This is a genomic window from Kribbella endophytica (assembly GCF_054781295.1).
Window position 1 is genome coordinate 291,605 of sequence record NZ_BAAGUR010000006.1, and the last position, 23,310, is coordinate 314,914.

25 protein-coding genes are annotated in these 23,310 nt (G+C 69.6%); 9 read left to right on the top strand and 16 right to left on the bottom strand.

Features of this window, described 5'->3' with window-relative positions; translation table 11 throughout:
- Window position 1: 1 nt before the first annotated feature.
- From ACYVIO_RS39290 to ACYVIO_RS39315, 6 genes are all read right to left on the bottom strand, one after another.
- Window positions 2-802, bottom strand: a complete 801-nt coding sequence (locus ACYVIO_RS39290; RefSeq protein ID WP_460656090.1) for an alpha/beta hydrolase — start codon at window positions 800-802, stop codon at window positions 2-4.
- Window positions 803-884: 82 nt separating this feature from the next.
- Window positions 885-1,208 carry a YciI family protein gene (locus tag ACYVIO_RS39295; protein WP_460656091.1) on the bottom strand — a complete coding sequence of 108 codons (324 nt, stop codon included), beginning with the start codon at window positions 1,206-1,208 and terminating at the stop codon, window positions 885-887.
- 31 nt (window positions 1,209-1,239) lie between these two features.
- On the bottom strand, window positions 1,240-2,061 hold the full coding sequence (locus ACYVIO_RS39300; protein WP_460656092.1) for a phosphotransferase: 822 nt from the start codon (window positions 2,059-2,061) through the stop codon (window positions 1,240-1,242).
- Between the two features lie 60 nt (window positions 2,062-2,121).
- Window positions 2,122-2,778 (bottom strand): hemerythrin domain-containing protein, encoded by a 657-nt coding sequence (locus ACYVIO_RS39305; protein ID WP_460656093.1) that lies wholly within the window; start codon window positions 2,776-2,778, stop codon window positions 2,122-2,124.
- A 49-nt stretch (window positions 2,779-2,827) separates the two neighbouring features.
- The gene (locus ACYVIO_RS39310) at window positions 2,828-3,805 is read right to left on the bottom strand and encodes a DMT family transporter (RefSeq protein ID WP_460656094.1); all 978 of its coding nucleotides are present in this window, start codon (window positions 3,803-3,805) and stop codon (window positions 2,828-2,830) included.
- A gap of 76 nt (window positions 3,806-3,881) precedes the next feature.
- On the bottom strand, window positions 3,882-4,676 hold the full coding sequence (locus ACYVIO_RS39315) for an NAD(P)H-binding protein (RefSeq protein WP_460656095.1): 795 nt from the start codon (window positions 4,674-4,676) through the stop codon (window positions 3,882-3,884).
- A 94-nt stretch (window positions 4,677-4,770) separates the two neighbouring features.
- On the opposite strand from ACYVIO_RS39315, the gene ACYVIO_RS39320 reads away from it, so the two are divergent.
- The 6 genes from ACYVIO_RS39320 to ACYVIO_RS39345 are packed head-to-tail and all read left to right on the top strand — an operon-like array spanning window position 4,771 to window position 11,706.
- Window positions 4,771-5,142, top strand: coding sequence for a winged helix-turn-helix transcriptional regulator (locus ACYVIO_RS39320; RefSeq protein ID WP_460656096.1), 372 nt, complete (start codon window positions 4,771-4,773; stop codon window positions 5,140-5,142).
- A 49-nt stretch (window positions 5,143-5,191) separates the two neighbouring features.
- Window positions 5,192-6,382, top strand: a complete 1,191-nt coding sequence (locus tag ACYVIO_RS39325) for a cysteine desulfurase-like protein (RefSeq protein WP_460656097.1) — start codon at window positions 5,192-5,194, stop codon at window positions 6,380-6,382.
- Window positions 6,383-6,400: 18 nt separating this feature from the next.
- A complete protein-coding gene (locus ACYVIO_RS39330; protein ID WP_460656098.1) occupies window positions 6,401-7,420 on the top strand; it encodes a hypothetical protein in 1,020 nt (339 codons plus the stop codon).
- A gap of 24 nt (window positions 7,421-7,444) precedes the next feature.
- Window positions 7,445-9,046 carry an alpha-amylase family protein gene (locus ACYVIO_RS39335; RefSeq protein WP_460656099.1) on the top strand — a complete coding sequence of 534 codons (1,602 nt, stop codon included), beginning with the start codon at window positions 7,445-7,447 and terminating at the stop codon, window positions 9,044-9,046.
- A 30-nt stretch (window positions 9,047-9,076) separates the two neighbouring features.
- Complete coding sequence (locus ACYVIO_RS39340) at window positions 9,077-10,402, top strand: ROK family transcriptional regulator (protein ID WP_460656100.1); 1,326 nt, start codon at window positions 9,077-9,079, stop codon at window positions 10,400-10,402.
- 32 nt (window positions 10,403-10,434) lie between these two features.
- Window positions 10,435-11,706, top strand: a complete 1,272-nt coding sequence (locus ACYVIO_RS39345) for a glycoside hydrolase family 125 protein (protein ID WP_460656101.1) — start codon at window positions 10,435-10,437, stop codon at window positions 11,704-11,706.
- Here the strand turns inward: ACYVIO_RS39345 and ACYVIO_RS39350 are convergent.
- From ACYVIO_RS39350 to ACYVIO_RS39375, 6 genes are all read right to left on the bottom strand, one after another.
- Entirely contained in the window at window positions 11,703-12,497 is a 795-nt protein-coding gene (locus tag ACYVIO_RS39350) for a PIG-L deacetylase family protein (RefSeq protein ID WP_460656102.1), read from the bottom strand. The genes ACYVIO_RS39345 and ACYVIO_RS39350 overlap by 4 nt on opposite strands.
- A gap of 2 nt (window positions 12,498-12,499) precedes the next feature.
- Window positions 12,500-13,345 (bottom strand): ABC transporter permease subunit, encoded by an 846-nt coding sequence (locus ACYVIO_RS39355; RefSeq protein ID WP_460656103.1) that lies wholly within the window; start codon window positions 13,343-13,345, stop codon window positions 12,500-12,502.
- Window positions 13,335-14,252 carry an ABC transporter ATP-binding protein gene (locus ACYVIO_RS39360; protein ID WP_460656104.1) on the bottom strand — a complete coding sequence of 306 codons (918 nt, stop codon included), beginning with the start codon at window positions 14,250-14,252 and terminating at the stop codon, window positions 13,335-13,337. The genes ACYVIO_RS39355 and ACYVIO_RS39360 overlap by 11 nt, the downstream gene beginning before the upstream one ends.
- Window positions 14,253-14,342: 90 nt before the next feature.
- Window positions 14,343-15,008 (bottom strand): response regulator, encoded by a 666-nt coding sequence (locus ACYVIO_RS39365; RefSeq protein WP_460656105.1) that lies wholly within the window; start codon window positions 15,006-15,008, stop codon window positions 14,343-14,345.
- 25 nt (window positions 15,009-15,033) lie between these two features.
- Window positions 15,034-15,693 (bottom strand): response regulator, encoded by a 660-nt coding sequence (locus tag ACYVIO_RS39370; protein ID WP_460656106.1) that lies wholly within the window; start codon window positions 15,691-15,693, stop codon window positions 15,034-15,036.
- A gap of 14 nt (window positions 15,694-15,707) precedes the next feature.
- Entirely contained in the window at window positions 15,708-16,874 is a 1,167-nt protein-coding gene (locus ACYVIO_RS39375; RefSeq protein WP_460656107.1) for a sensor histidine kinase, read from the bottom strand.
- Between the two features lie 161 nt (window positions 16,875-17,035).
- Between ACYVIO_RS39375 and ACYVIO_RS39380 the strand changes: the two genes are divergently transcribed.
- Together ACYVIO_RS39380 and ACYVIO_RS39385 are read left to right on the top strand one after the other, a co-directional pair.
- The gene (locus tag ACYVIO_RS39380; protein ID WP_460656108.1) at window positions 17,036-17,467 is read left to right on the top strand and encodes a DUF6069 family protein; all 432 of its coding nucleotides are present in this window, start codon (window positions 17,036-17,038) and stop codon (window positions 17,465-17,467) included.
- Between the two features lie 13 nt (window positions 17,468-17,480).
- The gene (locus ACYVIO_RS39385; RefSeq protein WP_460656109.1) at window positions 17,481-18,032 is read left to right on the top strand and encodes a class I SAM-dependent methyltransferase; all 552 of its coding nucleotides are present in this window, start codon (window positions 17,481-17,483) and stop codon (window positions 18,030-18,032) included.
- On the opposite strand, the gene ACYVIO_RS39390 is transcribed toward ACYVIO_RS39385, so the two are convergent.
- On the bottom strand, window positions 18,022-18,894 hold the full coding sequence (locus tag ACYVIO_RS39390; protein ID WP_460656110.1) for a FadR/GntR family transcriptional regulator: 873 nt from the start codon (window positions 18,892-18,894) through the stop codon (window positions 18,022-18,024). The genes ACYVIO_RS39385 and ACYVIO_RS39390 overlap by 11 nt on opposite strands.
- A gap of 81 nt (window positions 18,895-18,975) precedes the next feature.
- Between ACYVIO_RS39390 and ACYVIO_RS39395 the strand changes: the two genes are divergently transcribed.
- Window positions 18,976-20,187, top strand: a complete 1,212-nt coding sequence (locus ACYVIO_RS39395) for an alpha-hydroxy acid oxidase (protein WP_460656111.1) — start codon at window positions 18,976-18,978, stop codon at window positions 20,185-20,187.
- Here ACYVIO_RS39395 and ACYVIO_RS39400 read toward each other — a convergent pair.
- The 3 genes from ACYVIO_RS39400 to ACYVIO_RS39410 form a co-directional block, all read right to left on the bottom strand.
- Window positions 20,167-21,318, bottom strand: a complete 1,152-nt coding sequence (locus tag ACYVIO_RS39400; protein WP_460656112.1) for a sensor histidine kinase — start codon at window positions 21,316-21,318, stop codon at window positions 20,167-20,169. The genes ACYVIO_RS39395 and ACYVIO_RS39400 overlap by 21 nt on opposite strands.
- A gap of 78 nt (window positions 21,319-21,396) precedes the next feature.
- Complete coding sequence (locus tag ACYVIO_RS39405) at window positions 21,397-22,035, bottom strand: pyridoxamine 5'-phosphate oxidase family protein (RefSeq protein WP_460656113.1); 639 nt, start codon at window positions 22,033-22,035, stop codon at window positions 21,397-21,399.
- Window positions 22,035-23,261, bottom strand: a complete 1,227-nt coding sequence (locus ACYVIO_RS39410; RefSeq protein ID WP_460656114.1) for an MFS transporter — start codon at window positions 23,259-23,261, stop codon at window positions 22,035-22,037. The genes ACYVIO_RS39405 and ACYVIO_RS39410 overlap by 1 nt, the downstream gene beginning before the upstream one ends.
- Window positions 23,262-23,310: the final 49 nt, after the last annotated feature.

Consider the following 23,310-nt stretch of genomic DNA (forward strand, 5'->3'; position numbering starts at 1 on the left):
ATCACAGGCTCTGCCTGGCGAGCCAGGTCAGTACAGCGTCGGCGACGTCGGGCCAGCCCGCGTCGATCGTCAGCGAGTGGGCGCGGTCCGGGAAGTCGAGCAGATCGGTCACCGCGGAGGAGTGCCGGTACTGCTTCAGCGTCGCGCGGGTGACGGCCTCGGGAACCGTGTGGTCCTTGCCGCCGCTGATCAGCAGCAACGGCCCGCGCAGCTCGTTCTCGGTGTCGACCTTGGCCGGCGAGTGCGGGTTGAAGTTCGCCGCGGCCGCCTCGAACAACGGTTTGCCGGGCGCCGGGATCGTCCACAGGTCGAACAGCCGCTGGGACTCCTCCTCAGTGATCGCGTTGCCGAACGCGAACCGGAACTGCTCTGCGGTCAGCGACACCGCCTTGTTCTTGTTGGCTGGGTTCTTGAAGACCGGCAGTGTCGCGCGCAGTGCCGAGAGCGGCAGCGGGAGCACACCCTTGATCTGGGCGGCGTCGATCGCGACCGCCGCGACGGCCAGGTCCTGGCCGAGCAGCTTCTGCGCGATCATGCCGCCGAAGGAGTGGCCGACCAGGATCGGCTTGGTGCCGCTGTCCTTGATCAGCCGTGCGTAGTGGTCGACGACGTCGTCGATGCCGTGGCCGGCGATGGCGTCCGGGTTCGCTCGGGCGTCCTCAACGGTGCCGGGGTCACCGGGCCAGCCCGGGGCCTGGGCCGGGTAGCAGGCGGCCTCGAACCGTTCGACCCAGGGAGTCCACGACGTGGCGTGCAGCCAGAGGCCGTGGATGAAGACGACGGGAGTGCGTTGCTCTGTCATGGCTCGAAGCTATGCCCGGCTCACCCGGACCACCAGGCCCGCGCCATGTTCACCCGCCTGCTGCCGGGCAGAGGTGTCAGGATCACTGGAACGGGCGCAGCTCGATCTTCCGGTCGCAGGCCTTGGAGGCCTCGGTGGCGAGCTTCCGCGCCGTCTCCAGATCAGGGACCTCCCAGACCCAGACGCCGGCCAGGTACTCCTTCGACTCCACGAACGGCCCGTCGGTGAACACCGGCTGCTCGCCGCGGTTGTCGACGACCGCGGCGTCGTCGGTGTCCGCGAGCCCGCCCGCGAACACCCAGTAACCATCGGCGATCAACCGCTCGTTGAACTCGCTGATGACCGGCTCACGGTCGGTGCTGCCGGGGTTGCTCTTGTCGTCGATCACGGAAACCAGGACCTGCATCTGGAGATCATCTCCTGTCGAGAGGGTGTCGTCAGCTCGGGACGTCGTTGCCCAGCGCCGTACGGAGGTCGGCCAGCCACTCGTCGGCCAGGTGGCGGCCGTTGGGGAACTCGTCGGCTTTGTCCCAGCGCCAGGTGGTGACCATGGCGAGGACGAGCAGGCGGCAGTCGCGGAGCACGGCGTCATCGATGCCTGGGTAGTGGGCGCTGACCTCGTCCGGAGCATGGGCGAGGTCGAACTCGACCGGCCCGCGGCAGCAGGTCTCGAGGTCGATGAACACCGGCCCCGACGCCGTGTTCAGGAGATTGCCCGGGTGGGGCTCGCCGTGCAGGAGCTGCTCGGCAGAACCGCCCTCCGCGATTGCCTTGCTCAACCGGAGCAACGTATTGCTGAGGAGCTCCCGGTCCGCGTCGGCGAGCTCCGGGGTGAGATCGCGGTCGGCCAGGAGCCGCTGAGCATCCGCGACACGATCCGTGAAGTGCGGCGTCGGGAAATCGACCTTGCGCATCCCGGCGTGCAGTTGCTCGAGCGCTTCGGCGTACAGGGTCGGCGGCATCGGGCCGATCGGTGCGTAGTACCTCCACAACGTGACCTTGAAGCCGTCGCGCTCGAAGACCTGCGGTTCCACGAGCGCGGCCACCGGGCTGTCGACCGCCGCGAGACTCTGCGCGAGGTCCACCTCGAACTGCGCGATCTGCTCGGCGACAGGTGCCACGCGAGCCAGTACGTCGCAAGGCAGCAGCCGCAGCGTGAGCTTGTTCGAGTTGTGCAGCTCGATCGCTTCGTCGACCGATAGTCCGAGCGACGCCGCGATCGCCGTGGCCGCGGTCACCGCAGGTTCAGTCGGCTGCATGGAGCCCCTTTCCAGGAATCGGTAGCAGCCCCGATCCTGGCAGAGGTTCTCCGGACAAGCTCAGGAATTTCTGATCAGCCGCGTGTACCCGCCGTACGCACGGCGTCCCGCGATCTTCCACAGCACCCGCACCGGCGGCGGCAGTTCACCCAGGAAGTTCCGCTGCTCGGCAGGCGAAGCGTCCTCGAGGATCGCGCCCAGGAACAGCAGCCGTTTGCGCTTGTCCTGAATGGATTTCCCGCCGCGCTCGCCGACCTTGGCCCACTCGTCGACGCTCAGGTGCTCGGCGATCACGGGCAGGATCTCGCGCTCCTCCTCGTCGATGTGCTCGCGCAGAATCGCCGACGCGTCGCGGACGGCGGCCGCCAACTCCCGGCCCTCCACCAGGCTCGCGCTGCGTCGCCACTGCGGCGTGAGCTTGTCGACGCGATCGAGCGCCGCACCGAGCGCCGTGTGCTGCGCCTCCATCCGGTGCACGAGCTCGACGTGCAGCGTCGCGCGCTCCAGCAGCAGCGGCCAGACCAGGTCGTCCTCGGCCTGGTGATGGTGGTGCAGCGCGCCGACGATGTCGGTCAGGTGCTCGGTCAGTACGGCGGCGCGCTCGGTGTCACCCGCGCGTACTCCTTCGATCAGGTCCGGCAGGAGATCGAGCTCCCGCCGGAACACCCGGTGCACCACGACCATCGCGTGCGTGTCGGGTTTCGTGCCAGTACTCATCGTGTCGCCCCCTGTGCGTGAAGCCGGCGACCGGGGCCGCCGATTCACCTCACGGTACCGGCGCAACCTCTGGCTGTAGAGGCTTTTTCGGCTTCCTGCCCGAACGGACCGGACGCCGTACGACGCCCTGTGACACCGCGACTCCGGTGAGCACCACCAGCGCACCGACCGGCTGGTACCAGGTCAGGTGCTCGTCGAGGACCAGGACGCCGACCGCGATCGCGAAGATCGGCATCAGGTAGGTCACCATCGACGACATGCTGGCGCCGATCAGCCGGATGTTGCGCATGCTCAGCACGAACGCGATCCCGCTGCCCAGCCCGCCGAGCGCGAGCACGCTGCCGATCACCTCCGGCGACAGGGTCCACGGCATCGGCGGCGCCGCGCCGGTGACGATCGGCGCGACGATCGCCAGCTGAATCGTTGCGCACAGCAACAAGCTTGCGGACAGCGCGGTGCCGGAAACGGTGCTCCCGGCCACGAAACGCTTCTGGTACGGAACGGCGAGCCCGTAGCAGACGGCCGCCGCCATGCAGAGCAGCTGGCCGGTCAGGTCGGCGCCACCCTGCATGTTCCAGGCGCCGAGCACGACCAGCATCCCGAGGAACCCGATCAGCAGACCGGCCACCCGCTGTGCGGTGAACTTCTCCGTCCTGAACACCAGGACGGCGACCGGCAGCACGACCAGCGGGGTGATGCCGTTCCAGATGCCGGCCAGCAGCGAGGGGACGCGCTGCTCGCCGTACCCGAAGAGCGTCCACGGGAGCGCCGAGCCGATCGCGCCGATGACGAAGGTGTGAGCCCACAGGCGCGGATCGCGGGGGAGTGCTTCCCGCTTGAACGCCAGGACCACCAGCAGGACGGCGGACCCGGCGATCACCCGCCCGAGCGCTAGGTACATCGGGTGCAGCTCGCGCACGCCGACCGAGATGAACAGGAAGCTGCAGCCCCAGATCGCGGCCAGCGTCAACATGGTGGGAAGCCAGGCCCGGACCGGCGGCTTGTCAGGAGTCGTCAAGGTGCTCACTCCTGACATCCTGCAGTACGCCGGGGACATTGTGCGCTTTTGGTCCGAAATTGGGCAGGAACTGACCGCCGCGCGATCAGCGGAACGCGGCGACGTGCTCGGTCAGCCAGTCGGCGTAGCTGCGCGCGGGCTTCCCGAGCACCCGCTCCACGTCTCCACTGACCGCCCGCTCGGCGTCGGTCGGCTGCCCGAGAATGTCGAGCGTGCTGTCCGCGACCTGCTCGGGCAGGAACCGCAGGAAGCGCTCTCTCGCGCTCTCCCGCGTCAGCTCCTCGAACCGCACCGGCTCGCCCAGTGCTTCCGCGATCAGCGCGGCCTGCTGCCGCGGCGACACCGCCTCGGGGCCAGTCAGTTCGAGCGTCGTACCGGCGTACGAGGGGTCGAGCAGCGCCGCCGCAGCGACGTCCGCGATGTCCGCCGGGTGGATCTGGGGGAGCGCGATCTCGCCGTACGGCGCCTCGACCAGCCGGTGCTCGCGAACCGATTGACTCCATCCGAGCGTGTTGCTCTGGAAGCCGGCCGGGCGCAGGATGCTCCACTCCAGGCCCGACGCCTTGACCGCGTCCTCGATCCCGGCGGGGTGCCGGCCGGTGCCGACCCCTTGCGATGACACCAGCACGATCCGCCGTACGCCGGCCGCCTGCGCCTTCGCGATAACGCCTTCCGCGTCGAACCATCCGCCGGGCAGGAGAAGGAAGAGCGCCTCCGCGCCGGTCAGGTCCAGGTCGGACAGATCCACCGCCTGATGCCGTACGCCAGTCGGCAGGTCCGCCGCCTTCCGCGACACCGCGGTCACCTCTTCGCCGGCCGCGGCCAGCGTGCGGACGAGCGGTCGTCCGATGTTCCCAGTTGCTCCAGTCACCACGATCACGTCGTACTCCAGTTTCTGTAGGGGACTGGTGAAGACGCTACTGTCGTGGTGATAGTAGGTACCTAGGGGAAAGTATTGGCCGAAAGGGGAACTGGTGACCGACGTCACGCCCGAGCTCGCCTGCCCGATCGCACCGGTGGTCGACATCGTGTTCAGCCGCTGGACGACGCCGATCCTGTGGGCGCTGAACGAGTACGGCCGCCAGCGGTTCGTCGAACTGCAACGCCGGATCGACTCGATCACGCCGAAGGTCCTGACCCAGCGCCTGCGCCAACTGGAACGCGACGGCCTGGTCGTCCGCACCTATCACCGCGAGGTCCCGCCAAGAGTCGAGTACGAGATCAGCCCCCTCGGCCTGACCCTGGCCCCGCTCTTCGCCAACCTCGCCGACTGGGCCAAGGCCAACCTCCCCACCGTCGAGACCAACCGAGACACCTACGACGCCAGCGACCGCCCCCTCCCCTGACGCGCCGCATCTCTTCCTTCCTTGCCAAGTAGCAAGGAAGGATGGCCTCATGCCCGACTTCGACGTGGATGCGGTCCGCAAGCAGTTCCCGGCACTGACCGAAGGCGCCGCGCACTTCGACGGCCCCGGCGGTTCCCAAACCCCCCAGGCGGTGGCCGACGCCGTCGCCGCGACGATGACGTCCGCCCTCGCGAACCGCGGCCAACTCACCCCCGCCGAACGCCGAGCCGACGAGATCGTCGTCGAGGCCCGCCAGGCGATGGCCGACCTGCTCGGCTCCGACCCACAGGGCATCGTCTTCGGTCGCAGCATGACGCAGCTGACCTACGACTTCTCCCGCGCCCTCGCCAAGACCTGGTCGCCCGGCGACGAGGTGATCGTCACCCGCCTCGACCACGACGCCAACGTCCGCCCGTGGGTGCAAGCCGCCGAGGCCGTCGGCGCGACCGTTCGCTGGCTCGACTTCGATCCAGCGACCACCGAGCTCGACGACATCACCCCGCTGCTGTCGCCGCGCACCAAGCTCGTCGCCGTCACCGCCGCCTCGAACCTCCTCGGCACCCGCCCGGACCTCGACGCGATCGCCGCCGCAGTCCGTACGACGAAGGCCTACCTGTACGTCGACGGCGTGCACCTCACCGCCCACTCGCCGATCGACACCTCGTTCGCCGACTTCTACGCGTGTTCGCCGTACAAGTTCTTCGGCCCGCACTGCGGCGTCCTCTCGGCCTCGCCGGCGTTGCTCGAGACGATCCAGCCGGACAAGCTGCTCCCGTCCAGCAACGCCGTCCCGGAACGCTTCGAGTTCGGCACCCTGCCGTACGAACTGCTCGCCGGCACGACCGCCGCGATCGACTTCATCGCCGGTCTCGGGGGAGTCGGGGAGACCCGGAGAGAGCGGTTGCTGAGTTCTCTCGTGCAGCTGGAGATCCACGAGGACGCGCTCCGCGCCGAGCTCGAGTACCGGCTGGCCGCGATCGACGCGATCACCCTGCACGGCAAGGCCCAACGCCGTACGCCGACGCTGCTGTTCAGCGTCGCCGGGTACGAGCCGGTCGCGGTCTCGACCAAGCTCGCCGAGTACGGCGTGAACGCGCCGTCCGGTTCGTTCTACGCGATCGAGACCTCCCGGCACCTCGGCCTCGGCGACACCGGCGCGACCCGCGCCGGCCTGGCGCCGTACACGAACCAGTCGGACGTCGACCGCCTCGTGGAAGCGGTCGAGCAACTGATCAGCTAACCAAGGAGGCACCGCCCCATGCCGACCAAACCGATGCTCGTCGCCGCCCTCGCGGCCGCCCTTCTCGCGACTGCACTGACGTCTCCAGCCGATGCAAGCCCCACCGCAGCCTCTGACCCAGCACGCGCCGAGCTCCGCGGCCTGCTCGAGAACGTAGTCGGTGCCACCGGCAAGCGGTACAACACCCGCGACGACGCCGGCCACGTGATGGACACCGTCAAGATCATCCAGGACACCACCGGCGGCTACCTGGCCGTCTCGCACCACATGGCCCCCGACGGCCACTTCCGCGTCAACCTCGCGACGTCGACCGACCTGCTCAACTGGCACTGGGAACGTGAACTTGCCGGAAGCAACACCGGCCCCGCGTCCCAGCCCACCATCGCGCAGGCCTCGAACGGCGGCTTCGTCCTCGCCTGGGAGCAGGAGAAAGCAGGCGGCGGCGACAACCATCTCGCCTTCCGCTACTACGCCAACCGCGCCGACCTGCTGGCCGGCCGGGTCGGCCGTTCGTTCGACGCGCCGCGACGCCTCTCGTCCTGCGCCGAGGGAACGCCGAACATCTACAAGGTCACGCTCTCCCCGGACATCGACCACTCCACGATCGAGCTCGGCGGCCACTACTGGTGGAACTGCGACCGCGACCGTCAGCAGCGCGGCACGCTGACCAACTTCAGCTCCTGGTCGACCTCGGCCCAGCCGAACTTCGACAACGCCCTGCTGCACTGGGGAGTCGGAGGCAACATCGGCGACCGCGATCAGGTCGCCTTCCGCAACTTCAGCTTCGGCCTGATCGAGGGCCAGTTCACCAAGGGTGACTTCGGCTCGTGGCGGACCTTCGTCTACGACTACCAGACCGGCAACGCCGACCAGACGACGATCCGCACCGACGGCGGCAGTACGGCGTTCGCGAACCCCACGGTGAGCGCTCTCCGGGCTCCGAACGGCGCGCCCGCGCTGCTCTTCACGCTGTTCGTCCCGAGCGAGGGTGCGGCCCCGGGAGAATCAGGAGAACTCGTCTACTACAAGACTTACTAAAGTCTGTGGGGTAAATTCGCCCAGGTGAACGAACCGACCCACGTCTTCGTGCAGCCCGCCCCGGCCGACGGGCTGGTCCAGGCCGTCCGCGACGGCCACCGCTGGACGGCGCCGCGCACCGAGATCACCTGGTCGGAGGTCCCGGGCGCCGGCCTGTCCAGCGCTGCCGGCGGGGAGATCGTCGTCGTCGCAGACGACGCGATCTCCCGCGTCGCCCTCCGCTGGGAGCGCGCTCTCCCGGAGAACGCGCTCGTTCTCGGTGACGCCTGGGAGCGCTCGTACGGCGACCTGCAGTGGCGCCACCTCCAGCCCGAGCGCCTGCTCCCGTGGTACTGGCTCGCCCACGACCAGCAGACCGGCGCGACCACCGGCATGGGCGTCGACGTCCACCCCGGCGCCTTCTGCTCGTGGACCGTCGACCGCACCGGCGTCACGCTCTGGCTCGACCTCCGCAACGGCGGCGGCCCGACCCAGCTCAACGGGCGTCGCCTGACGGCGGCCGTCGTGCGGGAGTTCGCAGACGCCGGTACGCCGTGGAAGACGCTCGAGGCGGCGACCGACGCGATGAGCTCGCACCTGCCCGACCGCCCCGACATCGGCCCGGTCGTCGGCGCGAACAACTGGTACTACGCGTACGGCGAAGGCTTCGACGAGAAGGCGGTTCTCCAGGACGCGGCCACGATCGTGGAGCTGGCGGACGGCCATCCGGTGAAGCCGTTCAGCGTCGTCGACGACGGCTGGAACCCGGGCGGCAACGGTTCCGGCGGTCCCTGGGAGAGCGGGATCCCGGGGCTCTTCGACGACATGGCCGCGACCGCCGCCGCGGTGAAGCAGTTCGGCGCCCGTCCCGGCCTGTGGTTCCGCCCGTTGCTGTCGCGAGAGACCGGTCCGTGGGGACATCCGCTCGGCGGCGAGGCGCCAGGGCGCGCGCTTGATCCGACGTACCCGGAAGTCCTCGATCTGGTCCGCGGCGACCTGCAGCGGTTCAAGTCCTGGGGCTTCGAACTGGTGAAGCACGACTTCAGCACGTACGACGTGTTCGGCCGCTTCGGCCCGGCGATGGGCGCGCGGCTGACCGACGCCGGCTGGCAGTTCCACGACCCGACCCGGACCACCGCCGAGATCGTGCTCGACTTCTACCGCGAGATCCGCACTGCCGGTGAGGACCTCGTCCTGATCGGCTGCAACACCGTCGGGCATCTCGCGGCCGGGCTGGTCGACGTACAGCGCAGTGGTGACGACACATCCGGTCGCGAGTGGGAGCGGACCCGCAAGATGGGCGTCAACTCGCTCGCCTTCCGGCTGCCGCAGCATCGGCGCTTCTTCACACTCGACGCGGACTGTGTCCCATGCACGCCGCAGACTCCGTGGGAATTCAATGCGCGATTCCTCGATCTCGTCGCCCGGTCGGGGAGCGCTCTCTTCGTCTCCGTCGATCCGGCCGCCCGAACTGCGCAGACCGATCGGCAGCTTGGCGACGGTATACGGTTGGCGCTCAGTGGTGGTGAACAGCTCGAACCGCTGGACTGGCTCGTGAACACGACGCCCAACACCTGGGGGACCGGCACCGGCACCATCCACTACGACTGGTCGCTGCCGTGGGGCGCAGACCCGGCTTCCGGGTGAGGTGAGCGCGGTGCGAGGACAGGGGGAGTGGTGAGCACCGAGCAGCCACCGGCTGTGGTCCGCCGGGGGACGAATCTGGACCGCGTCGGAGGATTCAACGACAGCGTCGTCCTGGACGCGATCCGCCGCGCCGAGCAGCTCCTGAGCCGGGTCGAACTCGCCGCCGCGACGGGACTGTCCGGCCAGGCGATCTCCAACATCACCCGCCGCCTGCTCGACGCCGGCCTGGTCCGCGAAGCCGGCCGCCAGAAGAGCACCGGCCTCGGCAAACCCCGCACCCTGCTGGAGCTGGAACCCACCGGCCAGTACGCCGTCGGCGTCCACCTCGATCCGGCCGTCGTCACCGTCGTCGTACTGGACCTCACGGGCCAAGTGGTCGCCCGCCGCCGAGCCGCGACAGAGGTCATCGCAAACTCTGCTCTTGAGCCTGATGCTCTCATCAACGGCATCGCGGTGATGGTCGAGCAGGTCATCACCGAAGCCGGCGCACCAAGGGATCGCGTTGTAGGCCTCGGCATCGCCGCCCCCGGCCCGATCGACGTCGCCCGCGGCGCCGTCGTCGACCCACCCAATCTCACCGCCTGGCACCGAGTCCCGCTCCGCGACGCCCTGCGCGACCGCACCGGCCTCCCCGTCCTGCTGGACAAGGACGTCACCGCCGCAGCATCAGCCGAGAAGTGGGCCGGCGGCCCCAACGGCCGCGGCAGCTTCGTCTTCTTCTACCTGGGCACCGGCGTCGGCGCCGGCCTGGTGATCGGCGACGAGGTCGTCCGCGGTACGTCGGGCAACGTCGGCGAGATCGGCCACGTCATCGTCGACCCCGACGGCCCGCTCTGCTTCTGCGGCCGCCGCGGCTGCGTCGGCGAGACCAGTCAGCCGCGGTACCTGGTCCAGCAAGCAGTCCACGCCGGAGTGATTGCCCAAGGCATCGATCTCGACGACCGCCACGCCGTCGACGTCGCCTTCGGTGACCTCTGCGCCCAAGCCACCGACGCGCCAGGCGCGGCCCGCGAGATCGTCACCGCGCTGGCCGGCCGGATCGCCAAGGTCGTCGAGGACATCGCGAACCTGCTCGACCTGGAGCGCGTCGTCTTCGGCGGACCGCACTGGGACCGGCTCGCGCCGTTCTTCGGCGACACCGTCCGGGAGGCGCTGCGAGAGCGCTTCCTGATCCGTTCCGTGCACCCGTTCGACGTCGCCGGTACGGCGCTCGGCGCCGACGTCGGAGCAGTCGGCGCCGCGAGCCTGGTCCTCGACCACACCTTCTCCCCGAACCCGTCCGTCCTGCTGCTCGGACCTCCGGAGGGCGCTCCCTCCGGATCCCGTCCGGCGCCCGCCGTAAATACTGCCGGATGAAAGCTCCGGTCCCGCTGAAAGGTGAAGTGTTGATGATCGACCCCGACGTGCTGGCCCGCGCCACCGAGGAGGTCCGCCAGGCCACCGGCGACCCGGTGATCGCGACGATGTTCCAGCAGTCGATGGCGCAGAACCTGCCGGCCGTGGCCGAACGGCTGGCCGACGGTACGACGTTCGTGCTGACCGGTGACATCCCGGCGATGTGGCTGCGCGACTCGGCGGCCCAGCTGCGCCCGTACCTGGTGCTGTGCGCCGACGACCCCGGCCTGCAGGACGTGCTGATCGGCGTACTGCACCGCCAGCTGGAGTACATCGCGCTCGACCCGTACGCGAACGCCTTCAACCGGGAGGCCAACGGCGCCGGACACACCACCGACCTGACCGAGATGTCGCCGTGGGTGTGGGAGCGCAAGTACGAGATCGACTCGCTGTGCTTCCCGCTCGACCTGGCGTACAAGCTGTGGCGGATCACCGGTCGCGACGACGTGATCGACGAGCGGTTCCGGACCGCGGCGATCGCGACGCTGGACCTGTGGACCGTCGAGCTCGACCACGAGGCGAACTCGCCGTACCGGTTCGAGCGGCACGGTGAGCCGGTCACCGACACGCTGGTCCGCGAGGGCCGGGGCCGGTGGACGCAGCCGACCGGCATGACGTGGAGCGCTTTCCGGCCGAGCGACGACGCGACCGAGCACGGGTTCAACGTGCCCGGCAACATGTTCGCGTCGGTCGTGCTCGGGTACGTCGAGGCGATCGCGACCGAGGTGCTCGGCGACCCGGCGCTCGGCGCCCGTGCCAAGGAGCTGCGGGTCGGCATCGACGAGGGCATCGCCCAGCACGGCACGGTCGACCACCCGACGTACGGGCGGGTCTACGCGTACGAGGTGGACGGCGCGGGGGAGCGGCTGTTGATGGACGACGCGAACATGCCGAGCCTGCTGTCCGCGCCGCTGAGCGGGTACGCCGCGATCGACGACCCGACGTACCTGGCAACGCGCAAGCTGCTGCTGAGCCCGGACAACCCGTTCTACTACAGCGGAACGCACGCGTCGGGGATCGGCAGCCCGCACACTCCGCCGAACTACATCTGGCACATCGCGCTGGCTGTCCAAGGCATCACCGCGACGTCGGCCGAGGAGCGCGCGCAGATCCTCGAGACCCTGCGCGACACCACCGGCGGCACCGGCCAGATGCACGAGGGCTTCCACGTCGACGACCCGAACCAGTACACCCGCGAGTGGTTCTCGTGGGCGAACGCGATGTTCTGCGAGCTGGCTCTGGCCCACGCGGGGCGCCGGCTCTAACTCCGCTCGAACAGGTCGCGGTCCCACCCAGCGACATCGAGGACGGCTCGGAGCAGCACCGAATCCCCGAGCCGTCCTCCCAGCACTTGCTCGAGCGGCAACGTCCCCAGCCCGGCCCGATACACGTCCAACGCCCGCCGCCGACGCTCCTCCGCCTCGCCACCGGCCCGCCGACCCTCGCTGGGGACCTCCTCCAACACGACCTCGCCGCCGGCCCGCCGACCCTCGCCGGGGACTTCTTCCAGCACGACCTCGTCCCCAACTCCAAGTACCCGCCCCGATCCCACCTGCCGCTCGCCGCCAACGAGCCCCACCAGACGCTCCCGAGCGGCGACCACATCGGCCGCCCTCAACCGAGCTCCCAGCACGTTGTCAGCCGCCGCCCGCACAGCCGCCCCGATCGCCACATGATCCGGATGCCCGGTCAGCCCGTCGCTCCCAACGGTCAGCACCAACTCCGGCCGCACCTCACCCAGCGCCCGCCGTACGGCGCCAACCAAGACAGCGCTCTCCTCGTCAGCAACGGTCCCCGGCCCAGAGCCCCCGCGATCCACCCACTCACCAAGCCATCCCCACTCGGCGATCCCCAGCAACTCGCACGACCGACTCAGCTTCTCGCTCCGAACCCGCCGAGCCTCCGCCTCACCCAGCGCCGGATCCTCCGAAGCCTCCCCACCCGTAGCGACGCGCAGCACAACCCGCCAGCCCGCGTCGGAGAGCGCGATCGTCGCCGCTCCCGTCGCGAACACCTCGTCGTCCGGATGGGCGTGCACCACCAAAGCTGTCCTCACGCCTACACGACATCACGCCGCCGGGTCGTGAACATCGCCAGTCCCACAAACACGATGCTGTACGCCGCCAACGTCGCCAGCGCGCGCCCACCACCGACAGCATCCCGTACGCCGGGCGGCGCGTCAGTCGCCATCATCCCCGTCACGCTGAAGACCAGCGCCCCGGCATTCGCCCCAGGCAACGCATCCGACAGCACCTCGAGATCCGGCAGGAGGCTGCTCACCACACCGGCCAGCAGCGTCTCGATCCCCAGGATCCACACCACCCCGAGCCCGATCGGCAACGCAACGTTGCGGAAGGCAACAGCCAGGACGGCGCCCGCGAGACACCACATCGTCAGCACCAACCACCCACCGGCCAACCCCTCGACGATCTCCAGCACACTCGGCCAGGCCATCGATCCACCCTCGGCCGCCGCGATCCCGACGCTGCACAGCGAGCACGCCACGAAGATCCCGAGCACCCACACCGCGACCATCGTGAACAACCCGAGGAACTGCCCACCCAGCACCGAGATCCGCCCCGGCCGCTGGGTCAGCACGGTCTTCAGCGTGCCCCACGTGTACTCCCCGCCGACCACGATCGCCCCGAGCACGAGAGCGAGCGCTCCCGCGAACACCGGGAACCCGCCGATCGTGTTGTCCAGCACGCGTTCCGGCAGCAACCCGCGCAGCACCTCGGCCCGCGGGATCCCGTCGGTCTGCGGGTTGTCGTCGCCGGTGAGATAGCCGACGTACGGGAGCACGTAGCCGAAGATCAGGCTCAGCACGAGCCCGGCCCCGAACAGCACCCAGACAGCCGACCGCTTCCGCAGCTTGATCAGCTCCGCGCGATAGCTACCCAGCATGGGTCTTCTCCTCCGTGGTCAGCTCGAAGAACACGTCCTCGAGCGCTCTCTCCGTACTGCGCAGTTCCGACACCGCGATGTCCGCCTGAACCAGCAAGCGGTTCAGCTCGGCCGCGCGATCGGGCGAGACCTTGGCGCGCAGCGTGTCGTCGTACAGGTGCACGGCATCGGCGCCGAGAACCTCCCGGAGCACCGAGTGAGCGCTCTCCAGCGGTCTCGCGCGGATCACCAGTTCCTGCTGGCCGCGCAGCTCTTCGACGTCGTGCTCGGCAACCATCCGGCCCGCGTTGATGATCCCGACCCGGTCGCAGACCTGCTGGACCTCGCCGAGCAGATGACTCGACAGCACCACGGTCCGCCCGTCCGAGCCGAGCTCGCGGATCAGCCGGCGCATGTCCCGCATCCCGGCCGGATCCAGCCCGTTCGTCGGCTCGTCGAGGATCACCAGCTCGGGATCCTTGAGCAACGCCGCCGCGACGCCGAGCCGCTGCTTCATGCCCAGCGAGTACGTCGAGAAGCGGTCCTTCGCGCGGTCGGCCAGATCCACCAGCTCGAGCACCTCGCGGACCCGGGCGCGCGGCATCTCGGCGTACTCGGCGAGCAGCCGGAGGTTGTCGAGCCCCGACAGGTACGGGTAGAACGCGGGCGACTCGATCATCGACCCCGTTCGTGCCAGCACCTTCGCCTGTCCCGGCGCACCGCCGAGCACCTCGACGCTTCCGCTGGTCGGAGCGATCAGCCCCGTCAGGATCCGCAGGGTCGTCGTCTTCCCGGCGCCGTTGGGCCCGAGGAACCCGTAGACCTCACCCGGCCGGACCTCCAGATCGACACCGTCGACCGCGAGGGTGTCGCCGTAGCGCTTGGTCAGGCCGTGCACCTGAACCATCGGGGCAGCTGTCGTTTCCATAGGAAGACAGTGCCGCCTGCGAGCCACCCGCCGCGTCGCCCTGCGGGAGGCATCGCCACTACCGCCAGGGGAGTAGCGCCCCGGCTCAACTCACCCCAACCAGCCCGGCCGCACCAGCCCGGTTTGGTAGGCCAGCACAACCAGCTGCGCCCGGTCGCGCACGCCGAGCTTCACCATCGCGCGGCTGACATGCGTCTTGGCCGTCGCCGGGCTCAGCACCAGCCGGGCCGCGATCTCGTCGTTCGACAGGCCCTCGCCGACCAGCGCGACGATCTCCTTCTCCCGCTCGGTCAGGACGTCGAGCTCCTTGCTCGCGTGCGGCTGCCGGCTCCGCGTCGCGAACTCGGCCACCAGCCGCCGCGTCACGCCCGGCGACAACAACGCGTCTCCGCGGGCCACCACTCGTACGGCCTGCAACAGCTCCACCGGCTCGGTGTCCTTTACCAGGAACCCGCTGGCCCCGACCCGCAACGCCTCGAACACGTACTCGTCCAGGTCGAACGTCGTCAGGATCACCACGTGCACGTCGGAGAGCGCTTCGTCGGCGCCGATCTGCCGCGTCGCCTCCAGCCCGTCGGTCCCCGGCATCCGGATGTCCATCAGCACGACGTCAGGCTTCTCCGCCCGCGCCACCGCGACCGCCTCGGCGCCGTCCGCGACCTCACCGATCACGGTGATGTCGTCCTCGGCGTTCAGCAACGACCGGAACCCCGCCCGCACCAACGCCTGGTCGTCCGCCAGCAACACCCGAATCATGCGCCCACGCTAAGCCATCGCCCGGTCAGGCAAGGCCTGCATCATGAGCCAGCAAAGCAATCTGGGTCCGGTTGCCCAGTTCCAGCTTGGTCAGGATGTGCGAGATGTGCGCCTTCACCGTGGCGAGGCTCATGAACAACTCGGCCGCGATCTCCGCGTTCGCCTTGCCCTGCGCGACCGCCAGCATCACGTCGTACTCGCGCGGACTCAACCGGGAGAGCGCTCCCTGCGCCTCCGTGTGCGCGTCCGCCTGCGTCGCCGCCTGGTCCATCAACCGCCGCGTGATCGCCGGCGACAGGATCGGATCCCCAGCAGCAACCCGCCGTACGGCGTCGACGATCTGTGCCGGCGGCGTGTCCTTCAACAGGAACCCACTGGCCCCCGCCCGCAGCGCGTGCAGCACGTTCTCGTCGGTGTCGAAGGTCGTCAGCACGATCACCTCCGGCGGGTTCTTCCGCGCCCGCGCCCGCCGCGTCGCGACGATCCCGTCGACCCGCGGCATCCGCAGATCCATCAGCACCAGGTCGGGGAAGTGCGCGTCGATCGCCGCCGGCACCTCGTCCCCGTCGGCCGCCTGCGCGACCACGGCGATCCCGTTCGCCCCGTCGAGCATCATCTCCAAACTGGCCCGGACGAGCGCGTCGTCGTCCACCACCAGCACCCGAATCGCCGCACTCTTACCCATAGGCGTCACCGTAGTCACTCCGGCCACGGCAACGCAGCATGCAGGCGGAACTGGCCTGCCGCCTTCCCGTGATCCAGCGTCCCGCCCGCCAGATTCACCCGCTCGGTCAGCCCGACCAGCCCGGTCCCACTCCCAGGAGCCGCCGGTACGCCGTTCCCGCCGGGATTCGTCAGCTCGATCACCAGCCCGTCACCCGGCCGCCCTCGCACGGTGACCTTCACCGGCCGCCCAGCCGCGTGCTTGCGCGCGTTGGTCAGCCCCTCCTGCACCACCCGGTACGCCGTGCGCCCGGTGGCCGGCGGCAACGACTCCGCCGCGCTCACCTCGGCGTCGTACGAGATCGCGCTCCCCGCGTCTCTCGACTCCTGCACCAACGCGTCCAGATCCCCGAACGTCGGCTGCGGCCGCCCGCCCGGCAGCTCGTCGATCTCGCCGTCCCGCAGCACGCTGATGACCTCGCGCAGCTCGTCGAGCGCCTGATGTACGCCGGTCCGGATCACGCCGGCGGCCTGCGCGAGCTTCTCCGGCGACGAGTCCGGCCGGTACTCGAGCGCTCCGGCGTACGTCGCCAGCAACGAGAGCCGGTGCGCCAGTACGTCGTGCATCTCGCGCGCCATCTTCGTCCGCTCCAGCGTGCGCGCCTCGGCCACGCGTCGGCCCTGCTCGTTCTCAGCGCGGACAGCGCGTTCTCGCAGGGAGACGAGCAACGCGCGCCGGGCCTGCGCCCACTGACCCCACGCCAGCAGCGCGGCATGAACGGCGATGTCCACGACGACGTACCAGAACAGGTTCAGCCCCTCGATGGGCCGCCAGAGGAACTGGATCAGATGCCCGGCCGCTCCCGCGAGTGCCACCAGCGCGGCGGTCTTGAACGGCCGACGCTGTGCCACCGTCAGCGTCCCGACCGTCGACGGCGGCGTGGCGGCGGGGGAGAGGGTGGCGAGCACCGCCAGCGCCAGCGCCGACTGCACCGGCCGCGGCCCGAGCGGCAGAACGAGGCCGACGGCAACGAGTCCGACCACGACGTCGAAGATCAGCCAGCCGTTCCCGTCCTGGCCGGTCTGGCGTCCGAAGATCGTCGCCGCGGTGAGCACCGCGACGGAGCCGACCCCGATCACGTTCTCGATCAGCCGCGGCGGCCGGTGCGCACCGCCACGATCGGTGTCGCACGTCGTGTCCATGACCCTGAGACTAGAGCGCGCCCGAGCGTCCGGACCACCGACCAAAGTCGATGCCGGACCGACTTCCGGGCGGGCTGCCGCAGCCCCGCGGCCGATGCCCAAGAACGCGCTCTCCCGCGACGCTGTGTCTCACATCGACCAGCCCACCGGAAGGCACCAAGATGACCATCACCGCGAACAAGCCCGTCACCCGGGTCCCTGGCAAGAGCCGCCTGGCGGTCGTCGGCGCGACCTCGGCGGCGGCCCTCGTCGCCTGGGCCGTGCTCGGTCCGCTCGCCGGAATCGACCTGAAGGCCGAGCAGGGCACCTCCACGATCGACGTCACCGGCGTCTCGGTCTTCGTCGCGGCGACCGCGATGGCCTTCGCCGGCTGGGGGCTGCTCGCGCTGCTCGAACGCCGTACCGTCAATGCCCGCAAGGTCTGGACGATCGTCGCAGCCTGCGCCTGCATCATGTCGCTCGGCAGCCCGCTCGTCGGCGGGATCGGCCTCGGCGCCAAGCTCGGCCTGGCGTCCCTGCACCTGATCGTCGGTGCCGTGGTCATCGTAGGCCTGCACCGCACAGCTCTGTCTCCCTGCGACCGCTGCAACTAACATGACGACCGAGATGAGGAACTGGAGCGACTACCGGACAGCGAAGCGAGACCTGATCCGTTCGCTGTCCGGCACGGTCCTCGAGATCGGCGCCGGCAGCGGCGCCAACTTCGCCGACCTGCCCGACCACGTCGAGTGGATCGGCCTGGAGCCCAATCGCCGCGCCCGTGCTCAACTCACCCGTACGGCGGCCGGACGGCGCGTCCTGGCCGCCGGCGCCGAGCAGATCCCGTTGCCCGAGGCAAGCGTCGACGGCGTGCTGTCGACCGTCGTACTGTGCTCCGTCGCTGATCTCCCGGCCGCGCTCGCGGAGCTGCGTCGCGTCCTTCGCCCGGGCGGCCGTTTCGTCTTCGTCGAGCACGTCGCCGCAGCACGCGGCACGTGGACGTACCGCCTGCAGAAGCTGGCCGCGCCGTTCACCCGACGCTTCGACCGCGGCTGCAACCCGGCCCGCGACATCGCCGCCGCCATCGAGGCAGCCGGCTTCACCACGACCGAGCTGGACCACTACACGATGCCCGGGCTGATTCCCATCCCGTTCATCGCCGGTGCAGCTACCAGGTAGGCGACGACAACCGAGCAGCGCGGTAGAACCCCTCGATGTGCTCGGTCACCAGCCGCGCCGCATCCTCACCCCGCCCGTCCCGAATCGCCGCCACGATCCCGTGATGCTCGGCCCTGAGCGCGACCGCCGTAGCGTCCCAGTCCGGCAGATTCGGTACGGCGGCCAGCACGTACCCATGAATCGCCGACCGCAACGACCCCATCACTGCCGCAATCAACACATTCCCCGCCAGCCCCGCCAACGCCACATGGAACTCGGCATCGAGCAGATGAAACTCCTCGGGCGACAACCCATCAGCATCCATCCGCTCGAGCAACTCGTCAGCAACCGCCAACTGCCCGACCAACGCCTCAGCCCCGGCCTCAGCCCCGGCCCCGCCCTCAGCCCCGGCCCCGGCCTCAGCCCCGGCCCCGGCCCCGGCCTCAGCCCCACCACGCCGTACGGCATCCCCCGCGTCAGCAAGTAGTCCGGCGCTCTCCACGCCAGCCAGCCCGACCGGCTCTCGCGCCGAAGCTACAAACCGCCCAGCCGCCTCCCGCGCCGACCACGACTCCAGCAGCACCCGCGTCTGCACGATGTCCTCCATCGGCAGATGACTGGTCGCCAGATGCAACCGCAGCAACGCCGTCAACGGCGCCGACGGCTCAGCAACGATCACCGCCCCCGCCTCCGGCCCAGACCCAGTAGCCGTCCGCACCACCCCCAGTGCCTCCAGCACCCGCACAGCCTCCCGCACCGACGGCCGGCTGATCCCCAACTGCTCAGCCAGCGCCCGCTCTCCAGGCAACCGCCCGCCCAGCCGCAACCGCCCAGCCGCAAGGTCTGCCTCGACCTGCTGCAGCACCAGCTCGTAGTTCTTCACAGCCGCGAGCCTACCTGTGTGGTCGGACCACAGGCTATGCTGTGGTCCGACCACACTCGCGCGACCCACGAGGAAGCCCCGATGACCGACCGCCAGATCCCCCGCTGGTCCGAGCTGAAGCCTCTGCTGCGCGCCAAGCCGATCACCACGAACCCGACCGAGCGCCGCCTGGAGAAGGCCCTCACGATCGCCGACCTGCGCCGGATCGCCAAGCGCCGTACGCCGCGCTCGGTGTTCGACTACACCGACGGCGCGGCCGAGTCGGAGATCAGCCTGCAGCGTGCCCGGCAGCTGTTCTCCGAGATGGAGCTGCAGCCGTCGATCCTGCGCGACGTCTCCGACATCGACCTGAGCACCGACATCCTCGGCCGGCGTTCCGAGCTGCCGTTCGCGTTCGCGCCGACCGGCTTCACCCGGATGATGAACCACGAGGGCGAGAGCGCTGTCGTCAAGGTCGCCCAGCAGGTCGGCATCCCGTACGCGCTGTCCACCATGGGCACCACCTCGATCGAGGACGTCGCAGCGGCCGGCCCGGACGCACGCAAGTGGTTCCAGCTGTACGTGTGGCGCGACCGCGAAGCGGGGGAGGACCTGGTCAAGCGCTCGGCCGCCGCCGGGTACGAGGCACTGATGCTGACCGTCGACGTACCGGTCGCCGGTGCGCGGCTCCGCGACGTCCGCAACGGCTTCACCATCCCGCCGTCGCTCACGGCCAAGACCGTGCTCGACGCGTCCATGCACCCGGCGTGGTGGGTCAACCTGCTCACCACCCGACCGCTGACGTTCGCCTCACTGTCCAGCTGGGGTGGCACGGTCGCCGAGCTGCTGGACCAGCTGTTCGACCCGACCATGACGCTCGACGACCTCGCCTGGATCCGCTCGATCTGGGACGGCCCGCTGATCATCAAGGGCATCCAGACCGTCGAGGACGCACGCCGCGTGGTCGATGCGGGTGCTGACGCCGTCGTACTGTCCAACCACGGCGGCCGCCAGCTGGACCGTGCTCCCACGCCGCTGCGCATCCTGCCAGACGTCCGCAAGGCCGTCGGCACTGACGCCGAGGTCTACCTCGACACGGGCATCATGAGTGGCGCGGACATCGTCGCCGCGCTCGCTCTGGGCGCCGACGCCTGCCTGGTCGGCCGTGCGTACCTGTACGGGCTGATGGCCGGCGGGCAGCGCGGTGTCGAGCGCGCCGCGCAGATCCTCACCACAGAGGTGAAGCGGACGATGGCTCTGCTCGGCGTACGGAGTGTGGAGGACCTGAACCCCTCACACGTCCGCTTGCCCTGACGGACGAGCCTCCAGCGGCAGGTGGGCGACAACGCGTAGCCCACCTGTCGGCGTACGGCTGGCAGTCAGGGTGCCGCCGAGAGCCGTCGCACGTTCCCGCATCCCGCTGATCCCGTTGCCCTCGTGCGGCGGCCCGGTCAGCGACTCCCCGTCGTCGTCCACCTGCAGCACGAGCGACTCCTCGCCGTACTGGATGCGCACGGTCGCCGCGGTCGCCTTCGCATGCCGTACGACGTTCGTCAGCGACTCCTGGATGATCCGGAACGCGGCCCGGTCCAGCCCGGTCGGCAACGGCCGCGGGTCGCCGTGCACGATCGTGTGCACCTCCAGCCCGGCGCGCGACGTACCGCTGATCAAGTGGTCGAGCCGCTCGAGCCCGGCCACCGGCTGTCGAGGCGCCGACTCGTCGGTCTGCCGCAGGATGCCGACGATCGACCGGAGCTCGACCAGCGCTTCCTTGCTCGCGTCCTTGATCGCCGACAGTGCCGGCCCGGCCTGCTCCGGCTTCCGATCGACCAGGTGCAAGGCCGTGGAGGCCTGCACGTTGATCAGCGAGATGTGGTGCGCGACGACGTCGTGCAGCTCCTGAGCGATCCGCAGCCGCTCCTCGCCGGCCCGGCGTAGCTCGGCTTCCTCACGAGTCTTGTTGGCTGCTGCCACGCGGTCCCGATGCGCTCGGAACAGCTCCGCGAGGAACCCGAGTACCAGGAAGCACGTGCCGACCAGGAGGATCTGGTAGACGTTCTGATCGTTGATGCCGAGCACGAACCGGCCGAGCACATGCCCGGTGTAGAGCGCCGCGATCGCCGTCCAGCCGGCGCTTCGATGCCCGGCCCGGATCGCCGCGAACACCGCGATCACGAAGGCGAAGATCACCGGGCCGTACCCGTACTCGCGCAGCATGTACACCAGCGTCGAGGCGGCGGTCGCCCACAGAACCGGCACAGGGTGGGTCTTGAGCCAGTAGAGCGACACCGATCCGATCAGGACGAGCACGACCAGCAGCCAGTCGGCGTGGCGCCGGTCCGGCTGGTTGTTGCTCGAGCCCATCGACCCGACCACGGCCACGACCGAAACGACCGCCGGCAGGGCGATCCGTCTCACCTCGGGCCAGAACGTAGTGGTGCTCACCCTCAGAACACTAGAGGCCTTGGTGACCCGCTGTCGTCGTCGCCACGGAGTACTCGCGCCTGCTTCACCCGGAGTACGTCAGTACTTGACGTTGTAGATGCCCGCCTCGTACTTCGGTCCGTAGTACTGCTCCAGCTCGGCGAGATCGTCTTCCGGCCGGTCCAGCGCCTTGGCGATCTGCGCGCGGCTCGGCACGGCGTCCGGCTCCCAGGTCTCCGGCTTCCAGATCTTCGACCGCAGGAACGCCTTCGAGCAGTGGTGGAAGATCTCCTCGATGTCGACCAGCAGCGCCAGCTGCGGGCGGTTGCCCTTGACCACCATGTCGTCGAAGAACGGCGCCTCGCGGACGATCCGCGCCCGGCCGTTGATCCGCAGCGTCTCGCCGCGGCCCGGGATCAGGAAGATCAGCCCGACGTTCGGGTTGCTGACGATGTTGATGAACCCGTCGATCCGCCGGTTGCCGGCCCGCTCGGGGATGGCGATCGTGCTGTCGTCGAGGATCAGCGGGAAGCCGGCCGGGTCGCCCTTGGGGGAGACGTCGCAGCTGCCGTCGGCCGCGGAGGTCGCGATCAGGCAGAACGGCGATGCGGCGAGCCACTCCTTGTCGAGGTCGTGCAGCTCCTTGCGCACCTTGCCGGAGACGCTTGCCAGAGGCTCCGGGACGACCTCGCGAAGCTCTTCGTAGGTAGTGATCTCGACCAGTCCGGGGATGTCCATCAGGCGGCGTACTCCTCTACGGAAGAAGGCCGGACCGCCTTGCTGGCGGGCCGAGTCCGTGCAGCCCATCGTACGGCGGGACCAGTTGCACAACTGGTCCCCAGGAACAGTGCACCGACCACCATCCACCCGATCGGACCCCAGCCGAGCACCAGCGTCGTGAGCAGCACCGGACCCAGCATGCGAGCGACCGCGGGGCCGGTCCCGAAGAAGCCCTGGTACTGACCCTGCTGGTCGGCCGGCGCAAGACCGAAGCTGATCTCCCAAGCGCCGGAGGCGAGTTTCATCTCGCCGAAGGTCAGGAGCGCGGCAGCCGCAGCCAGTACGACGGCGGTCGCGGCCGGGGGAGCGCCGATCGCGGAGAGGGCGAACACCGCGCAGGCCGCGAGCATCGCGACTCCTGCAACTCGTACCGACCGCGTCGCCGTCTTCAGGTTCGTGACACTGCGAGCGATCCGGACCTGGAACGCGGTGACGCCGAGTGTGTTGATCACCAGCAACGACGCGACGACCCAGCCGGGAGCGTTGGTGCGCTCGACGATCCACAGCGGCGCCACCAGGCTGAGCAGCGGCATGAACATCAGCATCACCGCGTTGAGCAGCGCCAGTACGGCGTACGGACGATCCCGCAGCACCGCGAGCCGCGGCTCGCCCTTGGCGTGGACCTTCACCGCGGCGACCGGCGGCACCCGGTGGATCAGCGCGGCCGCCACCAGAAAGCTCACCGCATCGATCGCGAACACCGTCAGGTACGCCGCGGTGGTGTCGAACTTCAGCGCGACACCTCCGAGCGTCGCTCCGACCGCGAGCCCACCGTTCGCCGTCGCCTGCAGCGTGGCGCGGATCCTCGTCCGTTCCGCGGGGGAGACCAGGCCGGCCAGCAGCGCCTGTCGCGCCGCGGTCAGTCCGGTCTGGCTGCTCGCATAGGCGATCGCGGCGATGATGAAGAGCGGAAAGCTCCGAACCACCAGGAACGATCCCACCGAGAGCGCCGTGGACAGCGCCAGCAGAATCGCCACCGCCCGCGGTCCCCGCCGGTCGGCGAGATGCCCGAGCGGAACGCCGGTCAGGAACCCGACCAGCCAGGCGATGGTCAACCCGAGACCGACCTGAGCGGTCGACAGTCCCACCACCCGGGTGAAGAACAACGCCGACGTGACGATGAAAGCTCCATCGCCCACCGAGTTCGCCAACTGCGCCGCCGCAAGCCGCTTCGAGGTCGTCATACATCGACCCTAAGGCGCACCGGCCCAACAGTCAGGTCCACTTTGACGC